General features: G+C 66.8%; 18 protein-coding genes. 12 read left to right on the top strand and 6 right to left on the bottom strand.

All coding sequences use genetic code 11. The features are described 5' to 3' along the window. Positions 1 to 10: 10 nt before the first annotated feature. Complete coding sequence (locus tag DES44_RS11775) at positions 11 to 730, bottom strand: MEDS domain-containing protein (protein ID WP_233441647.1); 720 nt, start codon at positions 728 to 730, stop codon at positions 11 to 13. Positions 731 to 833: 103 nt separating this feature from the next. Between DES44_RS11775 and DES44_RS11770 the strand changes: the two genes are divergently transcribed. Both DES44_RS11770 and DES44_RS11765 read left to right on the top strand, forming a co-directional pair. Next, positions 834 to 1,064, top strand: a complete 231-nt coding sequence (locus DES44_RS11770) for a DUF2789 domain-containing protein (protein WP_058935109.1) — start codon at positions 834 to 836, stop codon at positions 1,062 to 1,064. Positions 1,065 to 1,234: 170 nt separating this feature from the next. After that, positions 1,235 to 3,310 carry a sensor histidine kinase gene (locus tag DES44_RS11765; RefSeq protein WP_211326934.1) on the top strand — a complete coding sequence of 692 codons (2,076 nt, stop codon included), beginning with the start codon at positions 1,235 to 1,237 and terminating at the stop codon, positions 3,308 to 3,310. Here DES44_RS11765 and DES44_RS11760 read toward each other — a convergent pair. The 3 genes from DES44_RS11760 to DES44_RS11750 all read right to left on the bottom strand — a co-directional run bounded on the left by DES44_RS11760 (position 3,285) and on the right by DES44_RS11750 (position 8,373). Continuing rightward, on the bottom strand, positions 3,285 to 4,487 hold the full coding sequence (locus tag DES44_RS11760; RefSeq protein ID WP_058935107.1) for a YuxH family protein: 1,203 nt from the start codon (positions 4,485 to 4,487) through the stop codon (positions 3,285 to 3,287). The two genes, DES44_RS11765 and DES44_RS11760, sit on opposite strands and share 26 nt — an antisense overlap. Before the next feature lie 100 nt (positions 4,488 to 4,587). Beyond that, positions 4,588 to 7,521, bottom strand: coding sequence for an Ig-like domain-containing protein (locus tag DES44_RS11755; protein WP_170156658.1), 2,934 nt, complete (start codon positions 7,519 to 7,521; stop codon positions 4,588 to 4,590). A gap of 486 nt (positions 7,522 to 8,007) precedes the next feature. Then, positions 8,008 to 8,373 (bottom strand): four-helix bundle copper-binding protein, encoded by a 366-nt coding sequence (locus DES44_RS11750; RefSeq protein WP_058935105.1) that lies wholly within the window; start codon positions 8,371 to 8,373, stop codon positions 8,008 to 8,010. A 349-nt stretch (positions 8,374 to 8,722) separates the two neighbouring features. Here DES44_RS11750 and DES44_RS11745 point away from each other — a divergent pair, with 349 nt between their 5' ends. The 6 genes from DES44_RS11745 (at position 8,723) to DES44_RS11720 (ending at position 16,890) form a co-directional block, all read left to right on the top strand. Next, positions 8,723 to 10,027, top strand: coding sequence for a TolC family protein (locus DES44_RS11745; protein ID WP_058935104.1), 1,305 nt, complete (start codon positions 8,723 to 8,725; stop codon positions 10,025 to 10,027). Positions 10,028 to 10,170: 143 nt separating this feature from the next. Continuing rightward, positions 10,171 to 12,612 carry an ATP-binding cassette domain-containing protein gene (locus tag DES44_RS11740; protein WP_058935103.1) on the top strand — a complete coding sequence of 814 codons (2,442 nt, stop codon included), beginning with the start codon at positions 10,171 to 10,173 and terminating at the stop codon, positions 12,610 to 12,612. Between the two features lie 21 nt (positions 12,613 to 12,633). Further along, entirely contained in the window at positions 12,634 to 13,791 is a 1,158-nt protein-coding gene (locus tag DES44_RS11735; RefSeq protein WP_058935102.1) for a beta-barrel domain-containing protein, read from the top strand. 114 nt (positions 13,792 to 13,905) lie between these two features. Next, positions 13,906 to 14,574 carry a response regulator gene (locus DES44_RS11730; protein ID WP_058935101.1) on the top strand — a complete coding sequence of 223 codons (669 nt, stop codon included), beginning with the start codon at positions 13,906 to 13,908 and terminating at the stop codon, positions 14,572 to 14,574. A 170-nt stretch (positions 14,575 to 14,744) separates the two neighbouring features. Beyond that, complete coding sequence (locus tag DES44_RS11725; RefSeq protein WP_083525570.1) at positions 14,745 to 16,010, top strand: EAL and HDOD domain-containing protein; 1,266 nt, start codon at positions 14,745 to 14,747, stop codon at positions 16,008 to 16,010. A gap of 202 nt (positions 16,011 to 16,212) precedes the next feature. After that, complete coding sequence (locus DES44_RS11720) at positions 16,213 to 16,890, top strand: YiaD family glycine zipper/OmpA-like lipoprotein (protein ID WP_058935099.1); 678 nt, start codon at positions 16,213 to 16,215, stop codon at positions 16,888 to 16,890. Positions 16,891 to 17,026: 136 nt separating this feature from the next. On the opposite strand, the gene DES44_RS11715 is transcribed toward DES44_RS11720, so the two are convergent. Beyond that, entirely contained in the window at positions 17,027 to 17,269 is a 243-nt protein-coding gene (locus tag DES44_RS11715) for a hypothetical protein (protein WP_058935098.1), read from the bottom strand. A gap of 27 nt (positions 17,270 to 17,296) precedes the next feature. Then, complete coding sequence (locus DES44_RS25835) at positions 17,297 to 17,845, bottom strand: hypothetical protein (RefSeq protein ID WP_058935097.1); 549 nt, start codon at positions 17,843 to 17,845, stop codon at positions 17,297 to 17,299. A gap of 342 nt (positions 17,846 to 18,187) precedes the next feature. Between DES44_RS25835 and DES44_RS11705 the strand changes: the two genes are divergently transcribed. The 4 genes from DES44_RS11705 (at position 18,188) to DES44_RS11690 (ending at position 22,883) form a co-directional block, all read left to right on the top strand. Next, positions 18,188 to 18,364, top strand: coding sequence for a DUF1328 family protein (locus tag DES44_RS11705; RefSeq protein ID WP_083525569.1), 177 nt, complete (start codon positions 18,188 to 18,190; stop codon positions 18,362 to 18,364). A gap of 91 nt (positions 18,365 to 18,455) precedes the next feature. Continuing rightward, positions 18,456 to 18,995, top strand: coding sequence for a ferritin-like domain-containing protein (locus DES44_RS11700; RefSeq protein WP_058935096.1), 540 nt, complete (start codon positions 18,456 to 18,458; stop codon positions 18,993 to 18,995). A gap of 7 nt (positions 18,996 to 19,002) precedes the next feature. Then, on the top strand, positions 19,003 to 20,532 hold the full coding sequence (locus tag DES44_RS11695; protein ID WP_058935095.1) for a phospholipase D-like domain-containing protein: 1,530 nt from the start codon (positions 19,003 to 19,005) through the stop codon (positions 20,530 to 20,532). Positions 20,533 to 20,537: 5 nt separating this feature from the next. After that, positions 20,538 to 22,883 (top strand): AsmA family protein, encoded by a 2,346-nt coding sequence (locus DES44_RS11690; protein WP_116001518.1) that lies wholly within the window; start codon positions 20,538 to 20,540, stop codon positions 22,881 to 22,883. Position 22,884: the final 1 nt, after the last annotated feature.

Below are 22,884 nucleotides of genomic sequence, written 5' to 3'. Positions count from 1 at the left end.
TGGAGGGTCGTCAGGTCATCGTGAGCCGCACCGACGCCGCACCCGCTTCGGCGCCGCCCCCTCGGCGGGCGGCCAGCTCCCTCAGCATCTGGGCGGGTGGCGTGTAGAAAGGGTTTTCCCGGAGCGCGCCGCCGATCAGGGTCAGCGGATGGGTGCGCAGCAGGTCCATCATCATCGCGCCGTCCAAGGTGGCAATGTCGTAGACACAGATGGCCGGCTGCTGATGCCGGGACAGTACTTCGTTGACCTCGGCTTCATAGGCAATGACTTCGGAGCGGTCCACGCCTGGCTGGACGATCCAGTCCATCTGGCCCATCACCCGCACCGGCACCGAGCCGGGGGCACTGGCCTCGCGGGTGACCTGCTCGATCAGCGTCAGCACGCGCTGCCGGTCGAAGACGCCCGCATCGTCCAGATAGGCATGGTGCCAGGGCATCATGACCAGTTGCCCGCAGGCCTCACAGCCCGGCACATCCATGCCGCCTGCAGCCAGATGGCCGCGATGCGCCACCATAGAACCCGACTCCACCAGATGCAGATTGCGCTCGCCCAGCCGCACGCCGTCCCGGTAAAAAGAGCCCAGCACCTGATGTTCCTCTTCCCGGCTGTTGAAGAACGCGCAGACATGGAAGTGTCGCAGCCGGCTGCCCGCGAGCCGCAGGCGTGACTCGTCCGCCGCGTCGCTGGCGGGCGGTACGGGCTGTCGCTGGACCTGGCTTGTTGTCATCATTCCTCCGCTGGAGACCCCAGGCACGATGTTAGCCTTGACGGGAGGTCTCTCGTGCGAGAGGCAAAGCAGCATTTTCAAAGAACTGACCGACCAGGAGTCTTGAATGGAACCCAGCGTCCATCCCTTTTCCGAACTTTTCGATCAACTCGGTCTGCCGTCCTCGGAATCCGACATCCAGGCCTTCATCGACGAGCACCGCCCCCTGCCCAATGACGTCAAGATCACCGACGCCCCGTTCTGGACGCCTTCTCAGGCGCGCCTGCTGAAGGACCTGCTGCTGGAGGACGCCGACTGGGCCGAGGTGGTCGACCAGCTGAATCTGGCGCTACATTAATGACGTTGTACGTCAGCGCCTCTGACTCTGATTGAGGCGCGCGCCCTGCCCGACGCTGGTCGGTGCCCGCCGGCAGGACCCACCGACCAGGCAGCGGCACCGAAGGGCCGTTTCGCCATGGCACGTCAGGGCCGGGGCGGCCACCTGACCCGGGGGGTGAGATGTCCACGATGCCCGTTTTGCCGGCCTGGCCCTCGCAGGAAACCGCGGGCCGGCGATTCTGGTGGAGCCCGCTCCTGGCCTTGAGCATCGTGATGGTGTTCATGGGCCTGATGGTCTGGAACATTGCCTCGGAGCTGGCCGCGATCCACACCATTCCCTCCGCCGAGCGGTACGAGCTGCGCGTGGTGCCGGCAGACGACCCCAAGGCCCTGAGATTCGACGGCCCGCTGGTGGACAGCGAGGTCGATGCGCCCCTGCCCTTGGTGGACCACGAAGAAGGACCGTCGCAACTGCGCAAGGCCCGATTGGTCATTGACCTCGACGCCTACCTGGAACCCTCCGACAGTTTCGATGACACGCTGGAGGGCAACCGCGAGGTGCATCTGCGCGGGCCGTCCAAAGCCATTCTCGTCAGCCAGGCGGTGCATGGCCTGGATGTGTTCCTGAATGGCGTCTGGCTGGACGGCTTTCCGCGTTCCACGGCGGACGACCGCTTCATGTGGTTCCGTCCCATCATGGTGCCGCTGCCGGCCAAAGTCTTGCGGCCTCACGGGCCGAACCGACTGACCATTGAATACACCAGTTGGGAACCCCACCTCACCTTTTCCCCGGTCTATGTCGGGGAAGTGGGCCACATTGCCTTCATCACCGAAGTGCTGGACTTCATCGGTGGGTCCCTGGCCAATGCCAGCAAGGCGTTCTGCCTGCTCACCGGGCTGTTCATGGTGGGCATCTGGATGGTCAACCGGCGGGACGACACCTTCGGGCTGATCGGAGCCGTCGCGCTGCTCTGGGCCACGGTCTACACGCTGTCCCTCTGGGTGCACCTGCCTGCGTCGTGGCGCGATGCCTGGCTGTGGGCCTTTTATGCCTGCACCGGGAGCCTGAACGCGCTGACCCTCCTGTTTGTGTTGCGTTTCATCCAGGAACCTTTGACCCGGCCGATGGCGGTGCTGGTCACGCTGTCATCGTCCGCGGCGGCGGTCATCTCCCCGTTTCTGGGCAGTCGCGGGGAGGTGCATCTGGCGCATGTCTGGATCTGGCTGATGTTGCCCCTGCAGGTCTGGGTCCTGCTGCGACTGGTGAAGTACATTCGCAGGACCCGCAGCCGTTCAGCCATCCTGCTGCTGCTGCATATGCTGCTGGCGGGCTTGTTGATCGTTCACGATTTCCTGGTGATGGCTCACCAGGTCAGCCCGCCCAGTGGCATTGCCGAAGGCTCCTTGCTCCGCCTCCTCGGCACCCCGATCTACCTCACCCACCTGGTGCTGCCGCCGCTGCTGATCGTGATGGCACGGGTGCATTTGCTGAAGTACGGTGAGAGCATCCAGCGGGTGAAAGAAGCCAACCAGGTCCTGGCGGACAGCCTGCGGCGGCGTGAAATGGAGCTGACGCTGGCCTATGACCGCCAGAGTGGCCTGGAGCGGCGGGAGGCTGCGCAGGAAGAGCGGGAACGGCTGTATCGCGAGCTGCATGACGGCATCGGCTCGCGCCTGGTCACGACGCTGTTCTCGGTCCGGGATGGTCATCTGAATGCAGCGCAACTGGAGCAGAACCTGCTGGACCTGCTGCAGGGCGTGCGCAGCCTCGTGTCCAACAGCCCGCAGCGGGAGGAGCGGGAATTCCAGAACATCCTGTTTGATTACTGCGTCAATCTGGACTCCCTGCTGAGCGGCAAAGACTTCCAGCTGGAATACGAGGTGCCGTCCGGGCAGGAATTCGTGTTGCTGGAGGATGGGGCCAAAGAGCTGCTGCGGGTGGTGGAGGAGACAGTGGCCAACACCCTCAAATATGCCAACGCCACCCGCGTCACCATCCAGATGCAGCAGACCGACCACAGCATGAGTCTGCGCATCACCGACAACGGCCGGTCGGCGCTGGCCCAGTCCCTGCCGCAACGGCCAGCCTTCGGCACCTCCACGGGCATGGGCCTGACCCATATGCGCAAGCGGATGGAGAGCCTGGGCGGACAGTTCGACTTTCAGCTGACCGACACCGGTGCCGTGACCCGGGTGGAGCTTCCCCTGGTCCAGGCGGCGGTCCCGACACCGGCCAGGGTCAGCCCGGATGCCGCAGCGTCTTGAGGTAGTGGCTCGGGCTGCACAGGCGCCGCAGAAACAGCCACACGGATGCGTCGACCGCTTCGCGATCTTGTGAGTCGCTCTGGCGCAGGACTGACCGCTGATAGACCTCGACCTGATCACGGACCGCACGGCCCCACCCGAGATGGTGGCCATGGCAGGCGGTGCGCCGAAGGATCTCCAGCCAGGCCGACAACACGCCCCGGGGCAGCGACTTCACCAGCGCAGCCAGGGACACCGGTTCCTCCTCGCGACGGCCCACATAGAGGCGATGCAGCACCAGCAGCCGCATCACCAGGGCCGGGTCGGCGGACAGTGCCGTGGCCATGGCTTGCGCGGAGACATGGTTGGCCTGCAGCAGCTGCATGCGGCGCAGGACCGCCTCATCGCAGCCGGGCAAGGCGGGGACGATCAACTCCAGCGGCGCAGCAATGACGGGGCCCTGCAGCTTGGTCACCACCAGATGTTCCAGACGTCGGTATCCGGTCATGGACTGGACACCGCAGCCGATCACCTCCAGCCCTTCGGCATCGGCCCGGGCGACTAGCGTATGGAGCATGTCGGGCGCGGTCTGGTCCAGGTGCAGGCGGACCGAGTCCGCATAGGGCGCGAGCAGCCAGCGGGGATCGTCCAAGCTGCTGACGCCGTCGATGCTGAAGCGGATGCCCAGCGCCCGCAGCTGAGCCACCCGCATCAGGACCTGCGTGGTCACGGCGAGTGACGGGTGCAGCAGGATGGCACCAATATCCGGGGTCAACGCTGGCGCGATCGGCGAGCTCAGCACCGCTTCGTCCATGGGCACCAGCAACTCGCCGGTCGGGAGACTGTTGGCGGCGTAGCCCTCCAGCAGGGCATTGGCCAGCGAGCAGCTCACGCGGGTGATCGAATCATGGTCGGCGGTGGGCAGCACCATGCTGTCACGTCGGAACAGCAGGTCCCGGCCGTGCACACGGCCGTGATCATCGGCAATGTCCAGCAGCGCAAACCGTCGCTCGGCGCTGAGGCCGCGAGAGTGTGGCCTGGGGGTGACGCAGTGGCCGGGGCGGATGGCTGCATCGTTCAAGGGGGTGGCAACGTCCAGCAGGGAATGCTGGGACGGCAACGGCAGCGCAATGGCGCCGGGCGGCAGGCCTGTCCGGGTGGGAGCGCTGGAGGTCGGGGCGGTGGAGGGGAAAAACATGGCGGTGTCCTGGATCTGTGAGGCACGGTGGGGCGGATTTGGCTGATGCGGCGGATGCGGCGGATGGAGTTGAGATGCGATGGAAAGGCCGGAGCGGGTGTCAGACCCCGGCCACGGGGGGTACCAAGGCCGCGCCGCCTGCGAAGGGGCTGCCCGACAACGCGTTCACCCACAACGCTTCCGTCGCCGAGAGCGCGTGCGCGCTGTTTCCGGCGTCGGGATCCGCGCCGAATACCGCCGCACCGCTGCTGCGGCTGACGTCGCCGGCCTGTGGGGCGACCTGCCAGGCCACGGACGCGGTGGTTGCGGCATTGCCAGCCGCATCGGTCACCACGGCCCGGAAGACGTAGTCCCCCGCCGCCAGTCCAACACTGTGGGCCGAGACCGGCTGCCAGGTCTGCCCATGGTCCAGGGACACCTGATAAACAAGGGTGTCCGGCGTCTCGGCACCGGCCCATTGGAGGTCCACACCGTTGGATCCGATCACTGTCAGGCTCAAGGCCCCTGCGTCCGGCGCTTGGGTGTCCACCGTCACCACCCGGGGGGCTCCCAGGCGGGTGTTGCCGGCCAGGTCGGTGACCTCGGTACGGAACCAGTAGTCGCCATCGGCCAGCCCTTGCTGCGAGGCGTCGGTGGGGGACCAGCTCAAGCCATCGTCCGTAGACCGCAAGTAACGCACCGTGGCCCCGGCCTCCAGCGGCGGCGTGGTGAGGGTGAAACTGGCATCCGACGTGACACGGTCCCCAACGGCGCCGGTGTCGTCGAAGTCGGCCAATTGCAAGGGCGCGGCTGCGGGGGCGTCACGGTCCACCACGACTTTCAGCGTCTTGCTGGGCGCCAGGGCCCCGCCCACTTCGACGGAGGTCGCCTTGAACCAGTAGGTGCCCGAAGGCAGGTCCTGCTGCGCCGACGTCGGCAGCCAGCCGCCGTTGCCGGTGAAGGACACTTCGAAGACGGTGGTGGCGTCCGGAGAGGCACCCGAAGCGGTCAGGGTGAAGCGGCCGTCCTGCGTGATGAAGTCGTTGCTCGAGGCGCCCGTGTCGTCCAGGCCGGTCAGAGACAGGGTCGGCACAGGCCCTGGCATCGCGTCCACGGTGACATCCACGCTGCGGGTGGTGTGGACCTGGCCTTGATCGTCCGTGACCAGCGCGCGGAAGACGTAGTGGCCGTCGGTGCTGATCGTCTGGGGGAGGCTCGTCTGGGTGCCGCCTCGGATGTTGGACCAGTTGACGCCATTGTCGAAGCTTTGCTGCCACTGAATGGCGGTGACCGGGCCGCTGGGCACATGAACGAGGGTGAAGCTGTCGTCCGTGGAGATGCGGTCCGACGCATTCCGACCGGTGTCCTGGTAGTTGCCGAGCGTGATGGTGCCGGCGCCCGGCTGGCGGGTATCCACCTCCACGATCACGGTGTTGGAGTAAGTGATGTTGCCAGCGGGGTCGCGAAGGCCAGCCCGGTACTCGTATCGGCCATCCAGCATGCCTACGCCGTGTAGATCCGTCCGGCTCCAGGCGAGCGTGCCTTCCACCCGGAACTCACCGATCAGCTGTGCATCCGGATCGGTGCGGTCGGGCATGATCTGAAAGTTGCCGTCCCGGGATAGATAGCTGCTGGTTCCGTTGACCTGCCCGTTCTGCATGACGGCGGAGATGGACAGACCCGGCAGCGGCGTCTTGTCCACGGTGAGCTTGACTGGATCCAGCGCAGTCTCGTTGCCAGCAGCATCCCTGAGGATGGCGCGGAAGCTGTAGTTGCCCTCCGCCAGGCCGCTCACGCTGGACGGCACGGTCGTCCAGTTGTGTCCGCCATCGGTTGACTGCTGGTACACCGCCGTGACACCGGCTGGCAAGGCGAGCTTGAGGTCGACCGCGCCGGTGCTGCTCAGTGGAGAGAGCGCATCCCAGCCCTGCTCCCCGACCTTGCGCAGTTGCAGCGGTATGGGCGCGGGGGCCGTGGTGTCCACGGTGATGCTTTGTACGGCAGTGAAGCTCTGGTTGCCTGCGGCGTCGGTGACCACGCCGCGCAGCAGGTAGTCGCCGTCCAGGAGCCCGGACAGCGCGTCTTTGGTGCGATGCCAGGTGCGTCCCTGGTCCAGCGAGATGTCGTAAGCCTGTGTGGCGCCGGCCTCGACGCCACTCATCGCCAGATTCACCAGGCCCAGGGCCGGTCTGCCGGAGACCAGCAACTCGGCGGTCGCGGGGGCCTGGGTGTCGAGCGTCAGGGGCACGGACGCGGTCACGGATTCCGCGGCGCCATTGTTGACGACCGCTCGCAGCAGGTAGGTTCCGTCGGGCCAGGGTGCCGTCAGGCCGGTGTTGTCCTGCCAGGTCCGTCCGCCGTCCAGTGAATGCTCATAACGAACGGTCGTGCCGGGATCCGCATCGATCACCGCCAGCTGGAATTGCGCGTCGGCGGTGATGCCGTCCACGGCGCTGCGGCCGGTGTCGGCGGCGAGTTGAACCTTCAGGTGGCCTGCGCGCGGAGGCGTCGCGACGGGGGGTTGCGTCGGGCTGGTGGGGTCAGGGACGGATGGGGCTGCGTTGGAGGGATCCGGCACCGACGGCTGCGCCTCGCCGGTGCCGGGCTGGGATGGAACGCCGGGCGTGCCCGGCAGCGGCGCGGTGGGCCCTTCCCCAACCGGCGACGGGCCTGACGCTGGACCGTCATGCGACGACGACTTGCCCCCGGCCATCAGCACAATGCCGCCGATGCCGGCAGCCCCGCCCAGCGCCCAGAGGGCCAGACCTTTGTGACGGTCGTCGTCCTCGGCAGCGGTGGTTTCGGCGGTGGCGGCGGTCGGGGATGCCAGGTCAGCCAGCGTGGCGCTTGGCACGCCCGCGGATGGCGCCTGCAGGGAGCCTTCCTGGTCCGCGTGGGACACCGGGGAAGAGGCCGCGTCAGCCGCTGCAGCCAGGGGCGCCGACGTGTCAACGGACGCGTCAACAGACGTACCCGCTGATCCGTCCGCGGCCTGATCCGCCGAGTCGTCCACCGACTCTTCCGCCCGACGCTTGGCGCGCGGAAGGTCAGCCACAGCGATGCTGGATGCCTCCTGTGCAGCCCGGAGGCCCACCGCCTTCAGGCGGAGCGTGCGTGTCAACGGCGTAGGCGCTGCATCGGTAGCAGCCGCTGCTGAGGCAGACGCTGCGGGATTCGAGGAGGCTGCAAGGCGATCTGGGGTGCTGACGGGATGGGTCATGGCGCTTCAGAAGTGGGTGGCGCAATTGCAGCCCTGAGAGAGCCGCAGCGATGTGCCCAACTGCTGAAACATGCCAGCCCATTTCCGTCGCCATGCTCTGCAAATGCTTCAAATCCGGGTTTGAAACCGAGATTGAACGCGAGCACGGAACCGAGATTGGATTAGCGACTTAATAAAACCTGAAGGATGGAATATTCGGCAGACGGGCAACGAGGAAAATTCTATAAAGCCCGCCTGCCGACTTGGATAGCAAACTCTTCGCGCAGGTCTTTCTAAACTGCCACTTCTTTGCGCCCAATTAGCACCTTTGTGCTATCCAGTTCAGTGGGTGCCCGGCAAGGCATGGCGCTCACCCGAATGCACGGCACACGCCGCCTCACAGGCCCGGCAGGCGGCAGCGCAACGGCGGCAGTGCGCATGCTGATGCTGTTCGCAGGCCTCGGCGCAGGCCCGGCAGATGTGCTGGCACAGGGCGCAGAAATCACCATGGTGCGGCGACTGTCGCAGCAGCACATTGAGGGTGGCCTGGCAGATGGACGCACAGTCCAGCGCCGCCAGGGCACACGCCTCCAAGGAACGGTCACCGGAGCGGATGCAGGCATTGGCGCAAGCCTGGGTCTGCTCCAGCGCCGCCAGACAGGCGCTGACGCAGGCGGAAAGGTCTTCAGTGGTCGGGTCGGTGTGCATGGATCCTCCTAAGTAGGGTGTGCCGCATCGGCAACTCCCATTCCTTGGGGGGTGTTCCGCGATTTTTCTGCTTCGCATGTGCAGATAAAACCCCGGTTTCCACGCAGTGATTGGGCGTCTACCTACAAACTATTGCTAGCCACCAATGCTGATGTCAGCTGAATACCCAATACTTTGCAGTTAACTAGCACATCGATGCTATTGTTGCCTTTGCAAGCGGCGCTCGAAACTCTCGGCATACCCCAGCCAGGAGAGTTTTCTCATGACAACCCACCGATTGTTTAGCCCAACTGCTCATTGCCCTCAAAAGAGTGGGATCAATCCCAAACAACAGTGGGTAATCGTCTTGATGGCCTGTGGCCTGACCGGGACGCCGACCTTTGGCGCTGAAACCACCGAAACCAGCGCCGCCGCGCCGGTCAGCACCGAAGTGGTGAGCATCGGGCTGGACGATGGCAAGGCCGCCGCCGCGGCGCCCACCGAGCCCGCCGTGGCCGCTGACGCAGCCCTGCCCTGGGGCCACGCGATGGACGACTTCATCGCCACCGCACTGTCCGCCGACCCCTCCATGGACCGCGCCCGCGCCAACATGAACGCCGCCACGCAAGGGGTGACCGCCGCCAAATGGCAGTTTGGCCCCACCCCCAGCCTGACGGTCGAGCCTGGCGGCGCCGGTCATTACGTTCAAGTGCTGCGCATCCAGCAGCCGCTCTACACCGGCGGTGCCCTGACCGCCAATCTGCGGTCCGCCCAAATTGCGGTGCAAAGCAGCCAACAGGAGCTGGCCGCCGCACGGCGTCAGCTCAAGATCAACCTGGTCACCACCTGGGCCGATTGGGTCAAGTCCAGCCAGCGAGCCGCGGCCCTCGAACAGCTGACGCAGCAGCACAAAGATCTGCTGGCCATGATTCAGCGCCGTGCCGCTGCCGGCACAGCCACCAACGCCGACGCCGCCCTGGCGGCGGCCCGGCTCAGCGCCGTCCAGGCGGAATGGAACCAGGCACGGCTGGAGTCGGACATGCAGCGACAGCAACTGCAGCGCCTGGCCCATCGGCCGGTGGAAACCTCCCTGATGCAGGCACTGGATGGCGATGCCCCTCCGGCCCCGACGCTCGCCGGCATGCTCGACAGCATCCAGCTGTCGCCCGACATGGCCATCGCCCGGGCCGGCGTCGATCAAGCCCATCAGGAACTGGCCAAGTCCAAGGCCAGCCTGCTGCCCACGCTGAGCCTGCGCATCGACAAGCAGACCGGCGTCGCCAATGACCGCCGCGTGGGCCTGGTGCTGCAGTCGGGTCTCACCGGCGGGCTGGGCACCTTCGCTGGCATCAACGCCGCGCGCAGCCGCATCCTGGCTGCCCAGGCTGCCGTTTCCGCCACCGAGCAGGAACTGTTCAGCCGTTACCAGCTGGAGTTCACCCGCCATGCCTCGGCCAGTGCATCCGCCCGCAGCGCGGTGGACACGGCGGCCAGCAGCGATCAGGTGCTCGCCTCCTACCAACGTCAGTTTGCCGCCGGCAAGCGCGCCTGGCTGGACCTGCTCAACATGGTCCGTGAGAACCACAGCGCCCGGCAGTCGCTGCTCGAGGCCGCCATCGAGGAGCGCGCCAGCCTCTACCGCCTTCGCGTCCTGATGGACACCCGCACCGATTGAGCAACGCGGTGGCCACATGGGCCGCCGCCCCCGATATCGCCCGACATCAACCGGTGGGCCGGCTGCAGCGCCTCACGCGCGCCTGCTCCGCCCCGCTGCCCTCCCCGATTTCTTCCCCAAGTTCGTCCAGAAAGGTTGGCCCCATGTCCTGGTTCTTCTCCTCCCGGCAGACCGCCGCCCCCGACGCCACGCAGGACTCCGCTGCGCTGGCCCACTGCTTCCAGCAATGGATGCGCCTCAAGGGCTTCGCGCTGCCGGCCGATCGCATCCGTCAGCAGTTGGTGGCGATGACAAGCGCCGGCTCCTCCTCTGCCACCGGCGTCGCACTGGCCCGGGACCTGGCAGTCGTCCTGGACGAACACACGCGCTTCGTGTCGCTCAAGGCGCCCCAGCAGGCGGCTCTGCCGCTGCTCACCCACCACGCCGAGCACGGCTGGCTGGTGATCACCGCCCGCACCGTCGAGGGGCTGTGGCGCTGCACCGATGCCAGTGGCACGCGCCATGAACTGGTGCTGCAAGACAGCCCCTGCTTACATGCCATTGAGGATCACGGCGCCGAGCACGACGACATCCGCAGTGCCCGCGGCCTCATGATGGCTCAGATCCGAGGCAACTGGCCGGTGTTCCTCGAGGCGGCCGGCCTGTCCGTGGTGCTGGCAGCGGTCAGCATCGGCGTGAGCTTCTACAGCATGCACGTCTACGACCGGGTCATTCCGAACCAGGGGCTGCAGACGCTGTGGGTGCTGACCCTGGGCGTGGCGCTGGCCATCGGCCTGGAATGGCTGCTGAAGCTGGCGCGAGCGGGGTTGCTGGAGCCACGGCTGAAGTCGCTGGACGTGAGCATTTCCAAGGCCTTGATGAGCCGTCTGAATGCCATTCGTATGGATCAGCGCCCGGGGTCCATCGGCACCCTGGCCTCGCAGATTCAGAGCTTTGAATCGATCCGCGCCATTCTGTCCACCTCGACGCTGTTCCTGCTGTTCGACCTGCCTCTGGCGCTGCTGTTTGCCGCGGTCATTGCGGCCGTGGGCGGCCCCTTGATGGCTGTGCCGGCCGTGGTGCTGTTCGGCATGACCCTGCTGACCGGCCTGCTGCGCGCCCGCCGCATTGCGCGGCTGACCGCCAGCAACCAGACTGGCGCGAACGCCAAGACCGGCCTGCTGGTGGAGGCGATCGAAGGGGCCGAGGCCATCAAGGGCATGGGGGCTGCGTGGCGCTTCGAAGCCCGATGGGCCGGGATGTCCGACGCCAATGCCGTGCAGAGCCTGGCGCTCAAGCACGAGACCGACGGTGCGGGGTACCTGGCCGCCGGTCTGCAGCAGGTGAGTTATGTCGCGCTGATCTGCACCGGCGCGGTGCTGGCGGTGGACGGCCACATCACCCAGGGCGCGATCGTAGCGTGCTCGATCCTCTCCGGCCGCGTGCTGGCGCCTATGGCCTCGATCCCTGGATTGCTGGTGCAACTGGGCAACGCCATCAGCTCGATGAAGGCGCTGGATGCCATCTTCCGACTGGAGACTGACAACCATGACGTCGCCCGGCCCCTGGTGCCGGAACACACCGACGGCGATTTCGTCTTCGACAACGTGGAATTCGCCTACCCCGGCCAGAAGCAAGGCATCCGCGTGGGCAACCTGCGGGTGCGCTCCGGTGAGAAGGTGGCCATCCTGGGTACGGTGGGCGCCGGAAAGTCCACGCTGCTGGCCCTGGCCTGCGGCCTGACCAAGCCCACCACCGGCACCGTCTATTTCGGCGGTGTGGACCAGCAACAGCTGCATGCGGGCTGGCGCAGTGAACACATGGCCTACTGCCCGCAACACGCCTGGCTGTTCTCGGGCACCCTGCGGGACAACCTGGCCTTTGGCCTGACCGATGTCAGCGACGAACAGATCATGCGTGCCGCTCAGCGGACCGGCCTGCTGGGCCTCATCGCCCAGCATCCGATGGGTCTGGACCGCAAGCTGTCCGAAGGCGGGCGGGGGCTGTCGGGCGGGCAACGCCAGCTGGTGATGCTCACCCGGCTGCTGCTGGCCGACCGTCGCCACTGGCTGCTGGACGAGCCCACCGCCAGCATGGATGACGGCATGGAGCAGGCCACCATCGCGCAGCTCAAGTCGGCGCTGAAGGCCGACACCACGCTGCTGCTGGTGACCCACCGCCTGTCGCTGCTGGCGCTGGTGGACCGAATCATCGTCATGACGCCGGGCGGCATCGTGATGGACGGCCCTCGCGACGAGGTGCTGGCCCGTCTGCGCCAGCGTCCGGACGCACCTGCGGCGGCCGCAGCCGCTCCCTCATCGGCTACGGCATCGGCCGCGGCATCGGCCACTGCAGCGGCCACCGCCCCAGGTGCCGCACCGGTCGCTGCGCCGGTCGCTACACCGGTCGCTACACCGGTCGCTTCTCCAGCCGTTGAACCGGCCGCTGCACCGGCCAAGCCGGCCCGCTACACCGTCGCCCTGCCCACGGTTCAGCGCGTGGCTGCTGTGACCACGCCCGTGACCGTGTTGCCGGTCACACCGCCGTCGGCTGCCCCAGGCGCAGCACCGAAGACCGCCCTGGCGGCCACCACCACCGCCGGCTGACCGGCCATCCGGAGAACCATCATGAACGATTCCGCATTCACCCACCACAACGCCAGCCGTATCCGCTTCACCATGCTCACCGTCGTGGCCGTCCTCGGCGCCGGAGCCTTCTGGGCCTCCCGCGCGAGCATTGATGAGGTGACTCGCACAACCGGCAAGGTCATGGCATCCTCACGGACACAAGTGATCCAGGCCGCCGACGGAGGCATCGTGGAGAAGATCTTTGTGCGGGAAGGTGAGACGGTCAAGCAGGGCGACCTGCTGGTGCAACTGGACGACACCAAGTCCAGGGCCGCGCTGGCCGAGGCCAGCCAGAAGTCCGCTGCGCTGCAGGCGTCGCTGTCCCGTCTGCGCGCCGAGACCCTGGGCACGAGCTACCAGCCGCGGTCCCAGACCAGTTTCGACGTCATCCAGGGCCGCCTGTACGAACGCCGCTTGACGGCGCTGCAGGAAGACCTGGCAGTGCTGGAAAAGTCGGCCCGCCTGGCCGCCGAGGAAGTCCGTCTGAACGAGCCGCTTTTCAAGGCGGGCGACATCAGCGCGGCCGAATTCCTGCGCCTGCAACGTGCCGCCAACGAGGCGGCCGGTCAGGTGACCACCCGCCGCAACAAATTCCTGCAAGACGCCCAGGCCGAACTGGCCAAGACAGAGGAAGACCTGGCCACCGTTCATCAGCAGCTGAATGACCGCCAGGGCATGGTGGAGCACACCCAGTTGCGTGCACCGCAGGACGGGGTCGTCAACCTGATCACGCAGACGACGCTGGGCGCCGTGCTGCGACCGGGTGACGAAATCATGCAGTTGCTGCCCACGGGCGGCGACCTGATCATCGAAAGCCGGCTGAAAGCGGCCGACATCGGTTTTGTGCGTCCCGGCATGCAGGCCACCATCAAGCTCGATGCGTTTGACTACAGCATTTATGGCAGTCTGGAGGGTGAAGTGACCTATATCAGTCCCGACGCCTTGACCGAGCGCACGCCTCAAGGGACGGAAGTGCCCTACTACCGCACTCACATCCGCATCAAGGGCACCCGTTTCAAGGGGGAACTGGCCCACACCATCAAGGTGCAACCCGGCATGACGGCCACCGCGGAAATCATCACCGGCAAGCACACGGTCTTGGACTACTTGCTCAAACCTGTCAAGAAAACACTGTCTGAGTCGATGGGGGAGCGCTGAGGCTCATGCGCATGAGGGGGGTTTTTCCCACTGACACCCACCTGAACCGCGCAGGTCCAGCGTCCGCGCCTCAGGCCTGACTGCCACAACCCCGACCCTACAAGAGGGATTTTCATGACCATTTCCGTCACCATCATCGAAGACGACGCCAATGTGCTTCAGCGCCTGATCGACGTCGTGTCGGCCAGCAGCGCCTGCCAGATCGTCGGCATTGGCCGCAACCGCGGCGAGGCGGTGTCCGCCATCCTGGCCAACCGGGCCGACATCTATCTGGTGGACCTGGGCCTGCCCGATGTCGACGGCATCGACTTGATCAAACTGATCAAGGAAAAATGCCCGGACGCCCACAGCATCGTGGTGAGCACCTTTGGCGACTCCAAGCACGTGATGCGCAGCCTGCGGGCAGGTGCCACCGGCTACCTGCTCAAGGAAGAGATCCAGCCCTCGCTGATCGAGAAGATCATCGCCACCCACAACGGCCACGCGCCGCTGAGTCCGGCGGTGTCCCGCCTGGTGCTGGAAAAGCTGGAGAGCCTGGAAACGGGCGTGAAACCCAAGGTGGACCGCAGCCAGAAGCTCAAGGAACTCGGGCTGGGTCAGCGGGAATGGAGCGTGCTGAACCTGCTGATCGAGGGCCTGCCCATCGTGGACATCGGCAACCGTCTGTCCATCTCTCGCTTCACCGTCAACCAGCATCTGCGATCGATCTATCGCAAATTGAATGTGAACTCCCGTGCGATGGCCACCAGCGTGGCGCGCATGCACGGGCTGGTGGACGACTGAGCGCGGACCGGCCTGGCCCCCTCCCCGCCCCGACCTGCACAACAGGCCGGGGCTTTTGCTTTTTGGGTTGCCGACCGCCAAGCGCGGGGTCAAGGACTGCAAACATTTGCTAGTCGAGTGAAGGGGCCGACCTCCATGGGTTATTCAGCCCGGCGGCACTGATCCCTAGCATGAGGATCAGTACAAACCAGCAAGGCAGCATCATGTGGAAGGACGATTTCTCTCGACCCGGTCAGCCGTTGCCGACCTCCCTCTGGACGGGGACGCATCCCTCCATCCTGCGGCCTTGGGACCGTCGCGAACGGCCCACCAGCGCCCTGCGCGCTGGGCACCTGGGCACTGGCACAGCGGTGCCCGTTGCGCTGAAGGCACCCGCGGTGCAGCACCAGGCAACGCCGGCGGCCCGCCCCCCCTCGGCGGACGTCGAGCACGCCACCTCCCACCTCCGGTTTGCGGTGCAGCCCATCGTCACCGCGCAGGGCCATGTCACCGGCCATGAGCTCCTTTTCCGGTGGAACAGTGCGGATGCGCCGGTCCACCCCTCCCTGGGCGCCTACGCCACCGCCTCGGCCCTCAGTCATGCCCTGGTCGACGGCCAATTGCTGACGGTGCACCCGCTGGCGCCTTCCGTCGGCACCCTCTATGTCAACATGGACGAGCGCTTCCTGCTCAGCCCGATGGCGGAGGTGATGACCCCCGATCTGGGCGTCATCGAACTGCTCGAAACCATCACGCCCACCGACACCGTGCAGAAACGGGTGCAAGCCCTGCATCAACGCGGCTATCGCTTCTCGCTGGACGATGTGGAGTCGACGGACGACCCGCGCTGGGTGCTGGCTGAATACGTGGAGAGCATCAAGATCGATGTCCGCGCCACGCTGCCGGACGAAATCCCCCGCATCATCTCGCTGGCCCGCGCCGCCGGCCTGACCGTGGTGGCCGAGAAGGTCGAGACGCCGGAGCAGATCGAAGAACTGGCCGCGCTGGGCGCCCAGCTGTTCCAGGGTTATGCCGTCCAGCGCCCCATCGTCACCCAAGTGCCGGCCCTGCCGGGCTGCAGCGGCCGTGTGCTGGGCGTGCTCCATCAGATGATGGCCGACGGTGCCGGGCCGGAGGCGCTGTCCATGGTGGCGGACACCGACCCCGCGCTGGTGGCCCGTCTGCTGCGTCTGCAGGCGCTGCACGCGCCGCGGGAGGTTGCGATGGCGCAGGATCTCGCCCAGGTGCTCGCCAGCCTTCCCCGCCCGGTACTGGCCGGATGGCTGACGCAATGGCTGATCGCAGCCCAGCACGTCCGGCGACAGGATGCGGTCGCCCGCGTGTCCAAACAACTGTCCCTCTACCGGGGCGAGCTGGCCGCTCAGGGTGTCATGTTCGGCGTGGAGCGCCGCTCTCGCGTGTTCAACCGCTACAGGGAACTGGTCCAGACGCTCTGAGCCGCTCTGGATCCCGCACGGTATTGCCGCGCCGGGTCATGCACGGTCTACCGCACTGGAACCCCATTGAAAGCCGCATCCCGCACCGCGCCGCTGCGCCAGGACCGGTTCTTGCCCCTGAGCGGGCCCGAGCGGAGATACTCGGCCCCGAGGCATCACCGCCCCTGGCGGCGCCTCATCGAACAGACAAGGAGATCCCAACATGCGATTCACACACCCATCCCGGCGAACCCAAGGCGCCGCATGCGCCGCTGTGCTGCTGGCCCTGCTGGCGGGCTGCGCCAACATGGATGAACGCCAACGCGGCACCGCCGGTGGTGCGGCCATCGGTGCGGCTGCGGGCGCTGTGCTCAGCTCCGCCACCGGCGGCAAGGCGGGCACGGGCGCCCTGGTGGGCGGCGCGCTCGGCGCGGTGGCCGGCAACATCTGGTCTCGGCGCATGGAAGAAAAGCGCCAGGCCATGGAACAGGCGACCCAAGGCACCGGTGTCGAGGTGACTCGCACCGCGGACAACCAGCTGAAGCTGGACGTGCCCAGCGACATCTCCTTCGCCACCAACAGTGCTGCGGTGGAGCCGCGCCTGCGCCCCGTGCTGGACGGCTTTGCCAATGGCCTGGGAAGCGGCCCAGCCACGGTGGTGCGCATCATTGGCCACACTGACAACACCGGCAGCGACGCCATCAACGATCCGCTGTCGCTGCGCCGGGCGGAGAGTGTTCGCAACTACCTGATCGATCGTGGCGTGCCCGGCCATCGGATCGAAGTCGCCGGACGCGGCTCGCGTGAGCCGCTGGTCTCCAACGACACCGCTGAAAACCGCGCCCGCAACCGCCGCGTGGAAATCTTCTTGCGCGAGCCGCAGCAAGGCACGGGCGGCTAAAGCTCTCCTGCAGCCCGCAAGCAAAATGGCCACCGCAAGGTGGCCATTTTTCGTTGGGCGTTTCTGACCTGTCACGCCCGCGCCTGGGCTCGGCGCAAACGGTGAGGGTCAGCGGTTGAGGGTCAGCGCTGCGGACTCAGTGCAGTCCCGCCGCAGCCGCTGCTGGGCCGCCACGCGGATCTTCCACGATGGCTTTGCTGTGCGTCGGCTCCGGTCCGAGCTGGGCGCCGGTCTGATGCAGGGCGCCGCCCTCACCTTCCCAGGTCGTCACTTCCTCGGGTTTCTTACCCACCGCGGAATGCTGCTCGCGGCTGCGCGACTTCTGCCATTGCCACAGGGCATAACCGGCCAGGGCCAGCGGAACAATGCGTTTGAACATCAGAGTCTCCTCGACGTGGGATGAAGATCAACGGGCCGAAGCACTGGCCGGCGGCAGCGGATGCGGCGGGGCCTTGGGGCGCTGCGGCTTCTGGTCGGGGGCCACCGGCGGGGCCGGCGGTGCAGGAGGAGCCGGCGGTGCCGACGCAGCCGGACCGGCGGCGGTCGGGTTCTCTTCCACCATCCGGTCGATGCGCTTCAAGATGCCGCCACTCTGCACGCTGCCGTCCTCGGTCCCTTGACCCAGCACCATGTCGCGGCAGTCCTGCCGGTCTTCCTCGGCCACGCGCTGGCACCGCAGCAAGGCGTTGTTGGCCAGCTCTTCCTCACTGGCCGTCTTGAGGTGGCCTCGACGGGCTTCTTCCCGTGCGGCAGCCGCTTCCTTCAGGCAGGTTTTCTGGTCCTGGCCGGTACGGCCGGCCAGGCAGGCGGCGCGCTCCTTGTTGTAGGTGGCATCGACCGAGGCCTGCGCCCCGCCGGTGGCAGCGAAGGCCGTGGTGGCCACCATCATCACCGCGGACAGCACCGCACCAGCGGTCACCAGCGCAGTCGTGGACGTGTTCGTCAGCAGCTTCATGTCTTCTCCTTGCGCCGGTCCCCCAGGGGCCGGTCTGATGCCTTCACATCAGGGAAGGCGGGTCTTGGACGGTCACGAGGACCTTGGATGACTGAAGCGTACCGACCGGTCCCACCCCCGTCTGTCGTACCGCGCCGTCGCCGGATGTAGGACATATCCGGCAACGCATCGCTGCAACGGGGCAAGGCCGCAGACAGACGCGGACCAGCTGCCCACGCATTTGCAGCCGGCGGCGTCCTGTCCTACAGACGGACGTGGGCCTCGCTGATCCCTTCACGAACGCCGCATCCCTACAGTGACTTCGAGTGCCGCGACGCGGTTTCGAAGTGAAAGGACATCATCATGTTGAAGTGGGCCCTGATCTTTGCCGTCATCTCCCTGGTGGCAGGCGTGCTCGGCTTTACCGGTATCGCTGCAGGTGCAGCGGGTATTGCCAAGATTCTGTTCGGCATCTTCCTGGTCATCTTCCTGGTGCTCCTGGTGCTGGGCATCACCGGCGTCAACGCCATCCGCAAATAACCCCCGGTGACCGGCGATCCGGCTCGCGCCGGCGGGGCATCTCCCCAACGCCCGTCACCGCTTTCAGCCACTCCCAACCTGGAGCCAGCCAATGGAACAGAACACAGACAACACCACGATGCAACTCGACGAAGCGGCCCTCGACCGGGCCCGCAAGCACCTGGACGACGGCGCCGTCACCCCCAGCTACGGACCCTGGCGTGACCAGATCGTGAAGCTGCTGAACGACGCACTGGCCACCGAGCTGGTGTGCGTGCTGCGCTACAAGCGCCACTACTTCACCGCCCATGGCCTGTCGTCGCCGAGCATCGCCGAGGAGTTCCTCGAGCATGCCAACGAGGAAAGCGCCCACGCCGACAAGCTGGCCGAGCGCATCGTGCAGTTGGGCGGCGAGCCCGACTTCAATCCGGATTCGCTGACCAAGCGCAGCCACGCCGAGTACGACGATTCGGACGACCTCAAGGCCATGGTTCGCGCCAACCTGGTGGCTGAGCGTGTGGCGGTGGAGAGCTATCGCCAGATGATCAACCTGATCGGCGACAAGGACCCGACCACCCGTCGCATCCTTGAAGAAGTGCTGGCGGACGAGGAAGAGCACGCCGACGAGCTGCTCGACATGCTCAAGGACTGAGCCTCCCATGTTCGTGCCCTGCCTGCCCGCCGCCAGCGATGTGCCCACCGCCTCCCAGCGGGGCTCCCGATGGAGCGGGTGGCCGGGGTTCGCGGTCGGGCGTTCGGCCGCGGTGCTGGTCAGTCTGCTGACGGCGGTCGCTTTGTCCGCCTGCGCGACACCCGCCCCCCCGGTGCAGGGCCCGCTGCCGCCCCCGCCCGCCTCCACCCCCGCCATGGCGAAGGTGGCCAGCGCGGTGGAGGTGGTGGGCGCCCAGGGCACGCTGGGTCCGCAGCGACGGGAACAGGTCATCCGCAACGCGGCGGCGCAGGGCAGCGCGGATCTGCTCAAGCGCCAGCTGGCTGCGATGGCCTCGTTCGGCGACGTGGACCTCTACGCCAACAACGATACCCGGCTGCTGATTGACGGCCCGGCCACTTTCGAGGCCATGTTCGCCGCCATCAGCCAGGCCAAAAAGCAAATCCTGCTGGAGAGCTACATCATCGAGGACGCGGCCGTGGCCCAGCGTCTGGCCGACCTCTTGGTCCAGCGCCAGCAGCAAGGGGTGCAGGTGGCGGTCATCTACGACGCCATCGGCTCGCTGTCCACGCAGGACGCCTACTTCGACCGGATGCGACAGTCCGGCGTGGCCGTCTGCGCCTTCAATCCGGTCAACCCACTCAAGAGCCGCCGCTACCAGGACATCACCAAGCGCGACCATCGCAAGATTTTGGTGGTGGACAACGCAGTGGGTTTCACCGGCGGCATCAACATCAGTGCGGTGTACTCGTCGGGCTCTGGCTCCTTCGGGGGCAGCAAGGGTCGCCAGAAACCGTCCAAGGACGGACAGGACGACAGCAAGGCCAAAGATCGCGGCTGGCGCGACACCATGATCCAGGTGCGCGGCCCAGCCGTCCAGGCATTGCACGGCCTGGTCCTGCAGACCTGGCAACACCAGGCCTGCGGCGGCGCCCTGCAGCCACTGCCGCCGCCGGAAGGCGTGGCCGGCCAGCAGCTGATGCGCATCATCCCCAGCACGCCGCAGGACAAGGAAAACCGCATCTACACCCTGCTGCTGGGCAGCATCCGCGCCGCGCAAAAAAGCGTCTACCTGACCATGGCCTACTTCGCACCGGGTCAGGACATGGTGGATGCCTTGAGCGATGCCGCCCGGCGTGGCGTGGACGTTCAGCTCATCCTCCCCTCGCAGAGCGATTTCTCGCCGGTGATGCATGCAGGCAGGAGCCACTATGAGCGGCTGCTTAAGGCCGGGGTGAAGATCCACGAGCTCAAGGACGCCGTGCTGCATGCCAAGACCGCGGTGATCGATGGCGTGGTCTCCACCGTCGGCTCCAGCAACATGGACTGGCGCAGCTTCGTGCACAACAACGAAGTCAATGCGGTGGTGCTGGGGGAAGACTTCGGCACCGCCATGACCCGCATGTTCGAAAAAGACCGCGACGCCTCTCACCACATCGACCTGACCGCCTGGCAGCACCGACCGGTGCTGCAGCGTGGCAAGGAATATTTCTACAGCCTGCTTGAACATTGGTGGTGAACACAATGACAACAATCCCGCCAACGCCCACGGGCGCAACGACTCCGCCGCCATCTCCCTCGCCCGCTCCTGCATCGCCGCGTCGCCGTTACCCCTGGCTCAAGGGCGCGGCGGTGGTGATCGCACTGCTGGTCGGCGGCGTGGCCGTGTGTGAATGGATGGGCTGGCCATTCCTGCGCCGTCCATTGGAGAACTGGCTGAGTCAGAAGCTGGACCGCATGGTGAGTTTCGACGGATCGGGCGAAACCCGCTGGACGCTGCGCTTCATCGGCGGGCTGCGTCTTCAGACGGACAGCCTGACCATCGCCGGTCCGAGCTGGAGCACGATGGGCCCGATGGTGGTGGCCCGCGATGCCAGCCTGTCCCTGCGCTACAGCGACCTGCTGGACCTGCGCCACGGCGATCCGCTGCGCGTCAAGAGCCTGCAGGCGGGCGATCTCGCCCTGCGTCTGGCGCGCGATGTGGAGGGCCGTGCCAGTTGGCAGTTCGGTCCGCAGCCGGACAGCAGCACGCAGGTGCGCGAGCGGCCGAAGATGGACGGCATCCGCTTCGACCTGCTGGAGGTGCGCCAGGGGTCGGCCACGGTCGACGACAAGATCCAGCAACTGTCACTGCTGGTGAAATTCGCGCTGCGGGAAGCCTGGGAGCTGCCTCCGGCCGACGAGCATCTGTTGGACCGCGCCGATATCCAGTTTGGCGACTCCGCCCGAAGGGCCGCGTCATCGCCGCTCCTCGCGTCCACCTCCACGTCCACCTCCCCGCCCGCAAACACGTCCGCAAGCAGGTCCACCGCAGCGGCTCGCAACACGGCCGCGGCATCCGGCCAGCCCGTGCCAACTGCCCCCAATGGCGCCGCCTCCACCGCCAGTGGCCCAGCAGCCGGTCGCGATTCACGCACCCCAACCGCCGGCGAGCGCCGCCTGGGCGTGATCGCCACGGCCGAGGGCCATTTCCACGACATGCCGGTGAAGGCCGCGCTGCGCACCAGCTCGGCCCTGCCCTGGCTCTCGTCAGACCCCAATGCCCCGGCCGTGGCGGTGACGCTGCGTGGGGACATCGGCCGCGCCAAGCTCTCCTTTGACGGCGAAGTGCGGGACCTGCTGGGTAGCCAGGGGCTCGCTGGGCGTTATCAGCTCTCGGGTCCGTCGCTGGCCGCAGTCGGTGAACCGCTGGGCGTCACGCTGCCCACCACCCCGCCGTTTGCAATGAAGGGCACGCTGCGTCGTTCGGGTACCCTGTGGTCCACCGTGGTGCAGACGGCCACCATCGGCAAGAGCAAGCTGAACGGCCACTTTGAATTCAATGCACCGCGCAACCAGAAATCCAAGTTGACCGGGGAGCTGCGGGGCAGCGAGCTGTGGATGGCCGACCTGGGCCCCTCCATCGGTCTGCCCACCGAGCCCAAGGCGCGTCCGTCCACCCGCCCCAACCGGGTGTTGCCGGACCGCCAGTTCGACCTCCCCTCCCTGCGGGCCATGGATGCCGACGTGACGGTCAATCTGGACCGTTTCGAATCCGGCACCGCCGTCCTGCAGGCCGCGCGGCCGCTGCGAGGCCACATCGTGCTGGCGGATGGTGTGCTGCAGATCCGCGACATCGACGCGCGCGTGGCCAAGGGCCAGTTTGCCGGCAGCATCACCCTGGACGGCCGGCAACCCACCGCCCGCTGGCAGGTGCGCCTGCGGGTGGCGGGGGTGCATCTGGAGCAATGGCTGCAGGTGGAGCGTCCGGGCAACAAGCCGCCGTACGTGACCGGCCTGATGGGCGGTCGCATCAACCTGGACGGTGAAGGCCGCTCCACCGCAGACCTGCTCGCCACCGCGGACGGCCGCATCGTCTTGTATTGGACCCAGGGCAGTGTGTCGCACCTGATCGTGGAAGCCGCCGGCATCGACCTGGCCCAGGCCGTGGGCGTGCTGATCCGCGGCGACAAGGACCTGCCGGTCCAATGCGGCATTGCCGACCTGACGGTGAAGGACGGCCGGGTGACGCCGCAGCCGATGATCGTGGACACCCGCGACTCCCTGGTGCGGGTGGAAGGCGACGTCTCGCTGGCGACCGAACGGATGAAGCTCCGCGCGAAGGTGGAGCCCAAGGATGCGAGCCCGCTCACGCTTCGCACACCGCTGAAGGTGGAAGGCACCCTGTCCGACCCGGACATCAGCCTGGAAAAGGCGCCGCTCCTGCGCCGCGTGCTGCCGGCCGCCGTGCTGGGCGTGGCCGTGACGCCGCTGGCCGCCCTGCTGCCGCTGGCGGACCTGGGGGAAGAACCGGATGATCAGACCAAGGCAGCGCTGTCTGAATGCAACGCGGCCTTCGCACGGCGCGCCAAGCAGGGCGCCGGTTCGTGAT

Source organism: Roseateles depolymerans, from assembly GCF_003387155.1.
Taxonomy (GTDB): domain Bacteria; phylum Pseudomonadota; class Gammaproteobacteria; order Burkholderiales; family Burkholderiaceae_C; genus Roseateles; species Roseateles depolymerans.
Note: the sequence above shows the minus strand (reverse complement) of the source record. Positions and strands in the feature narration are given on the sequence as shown.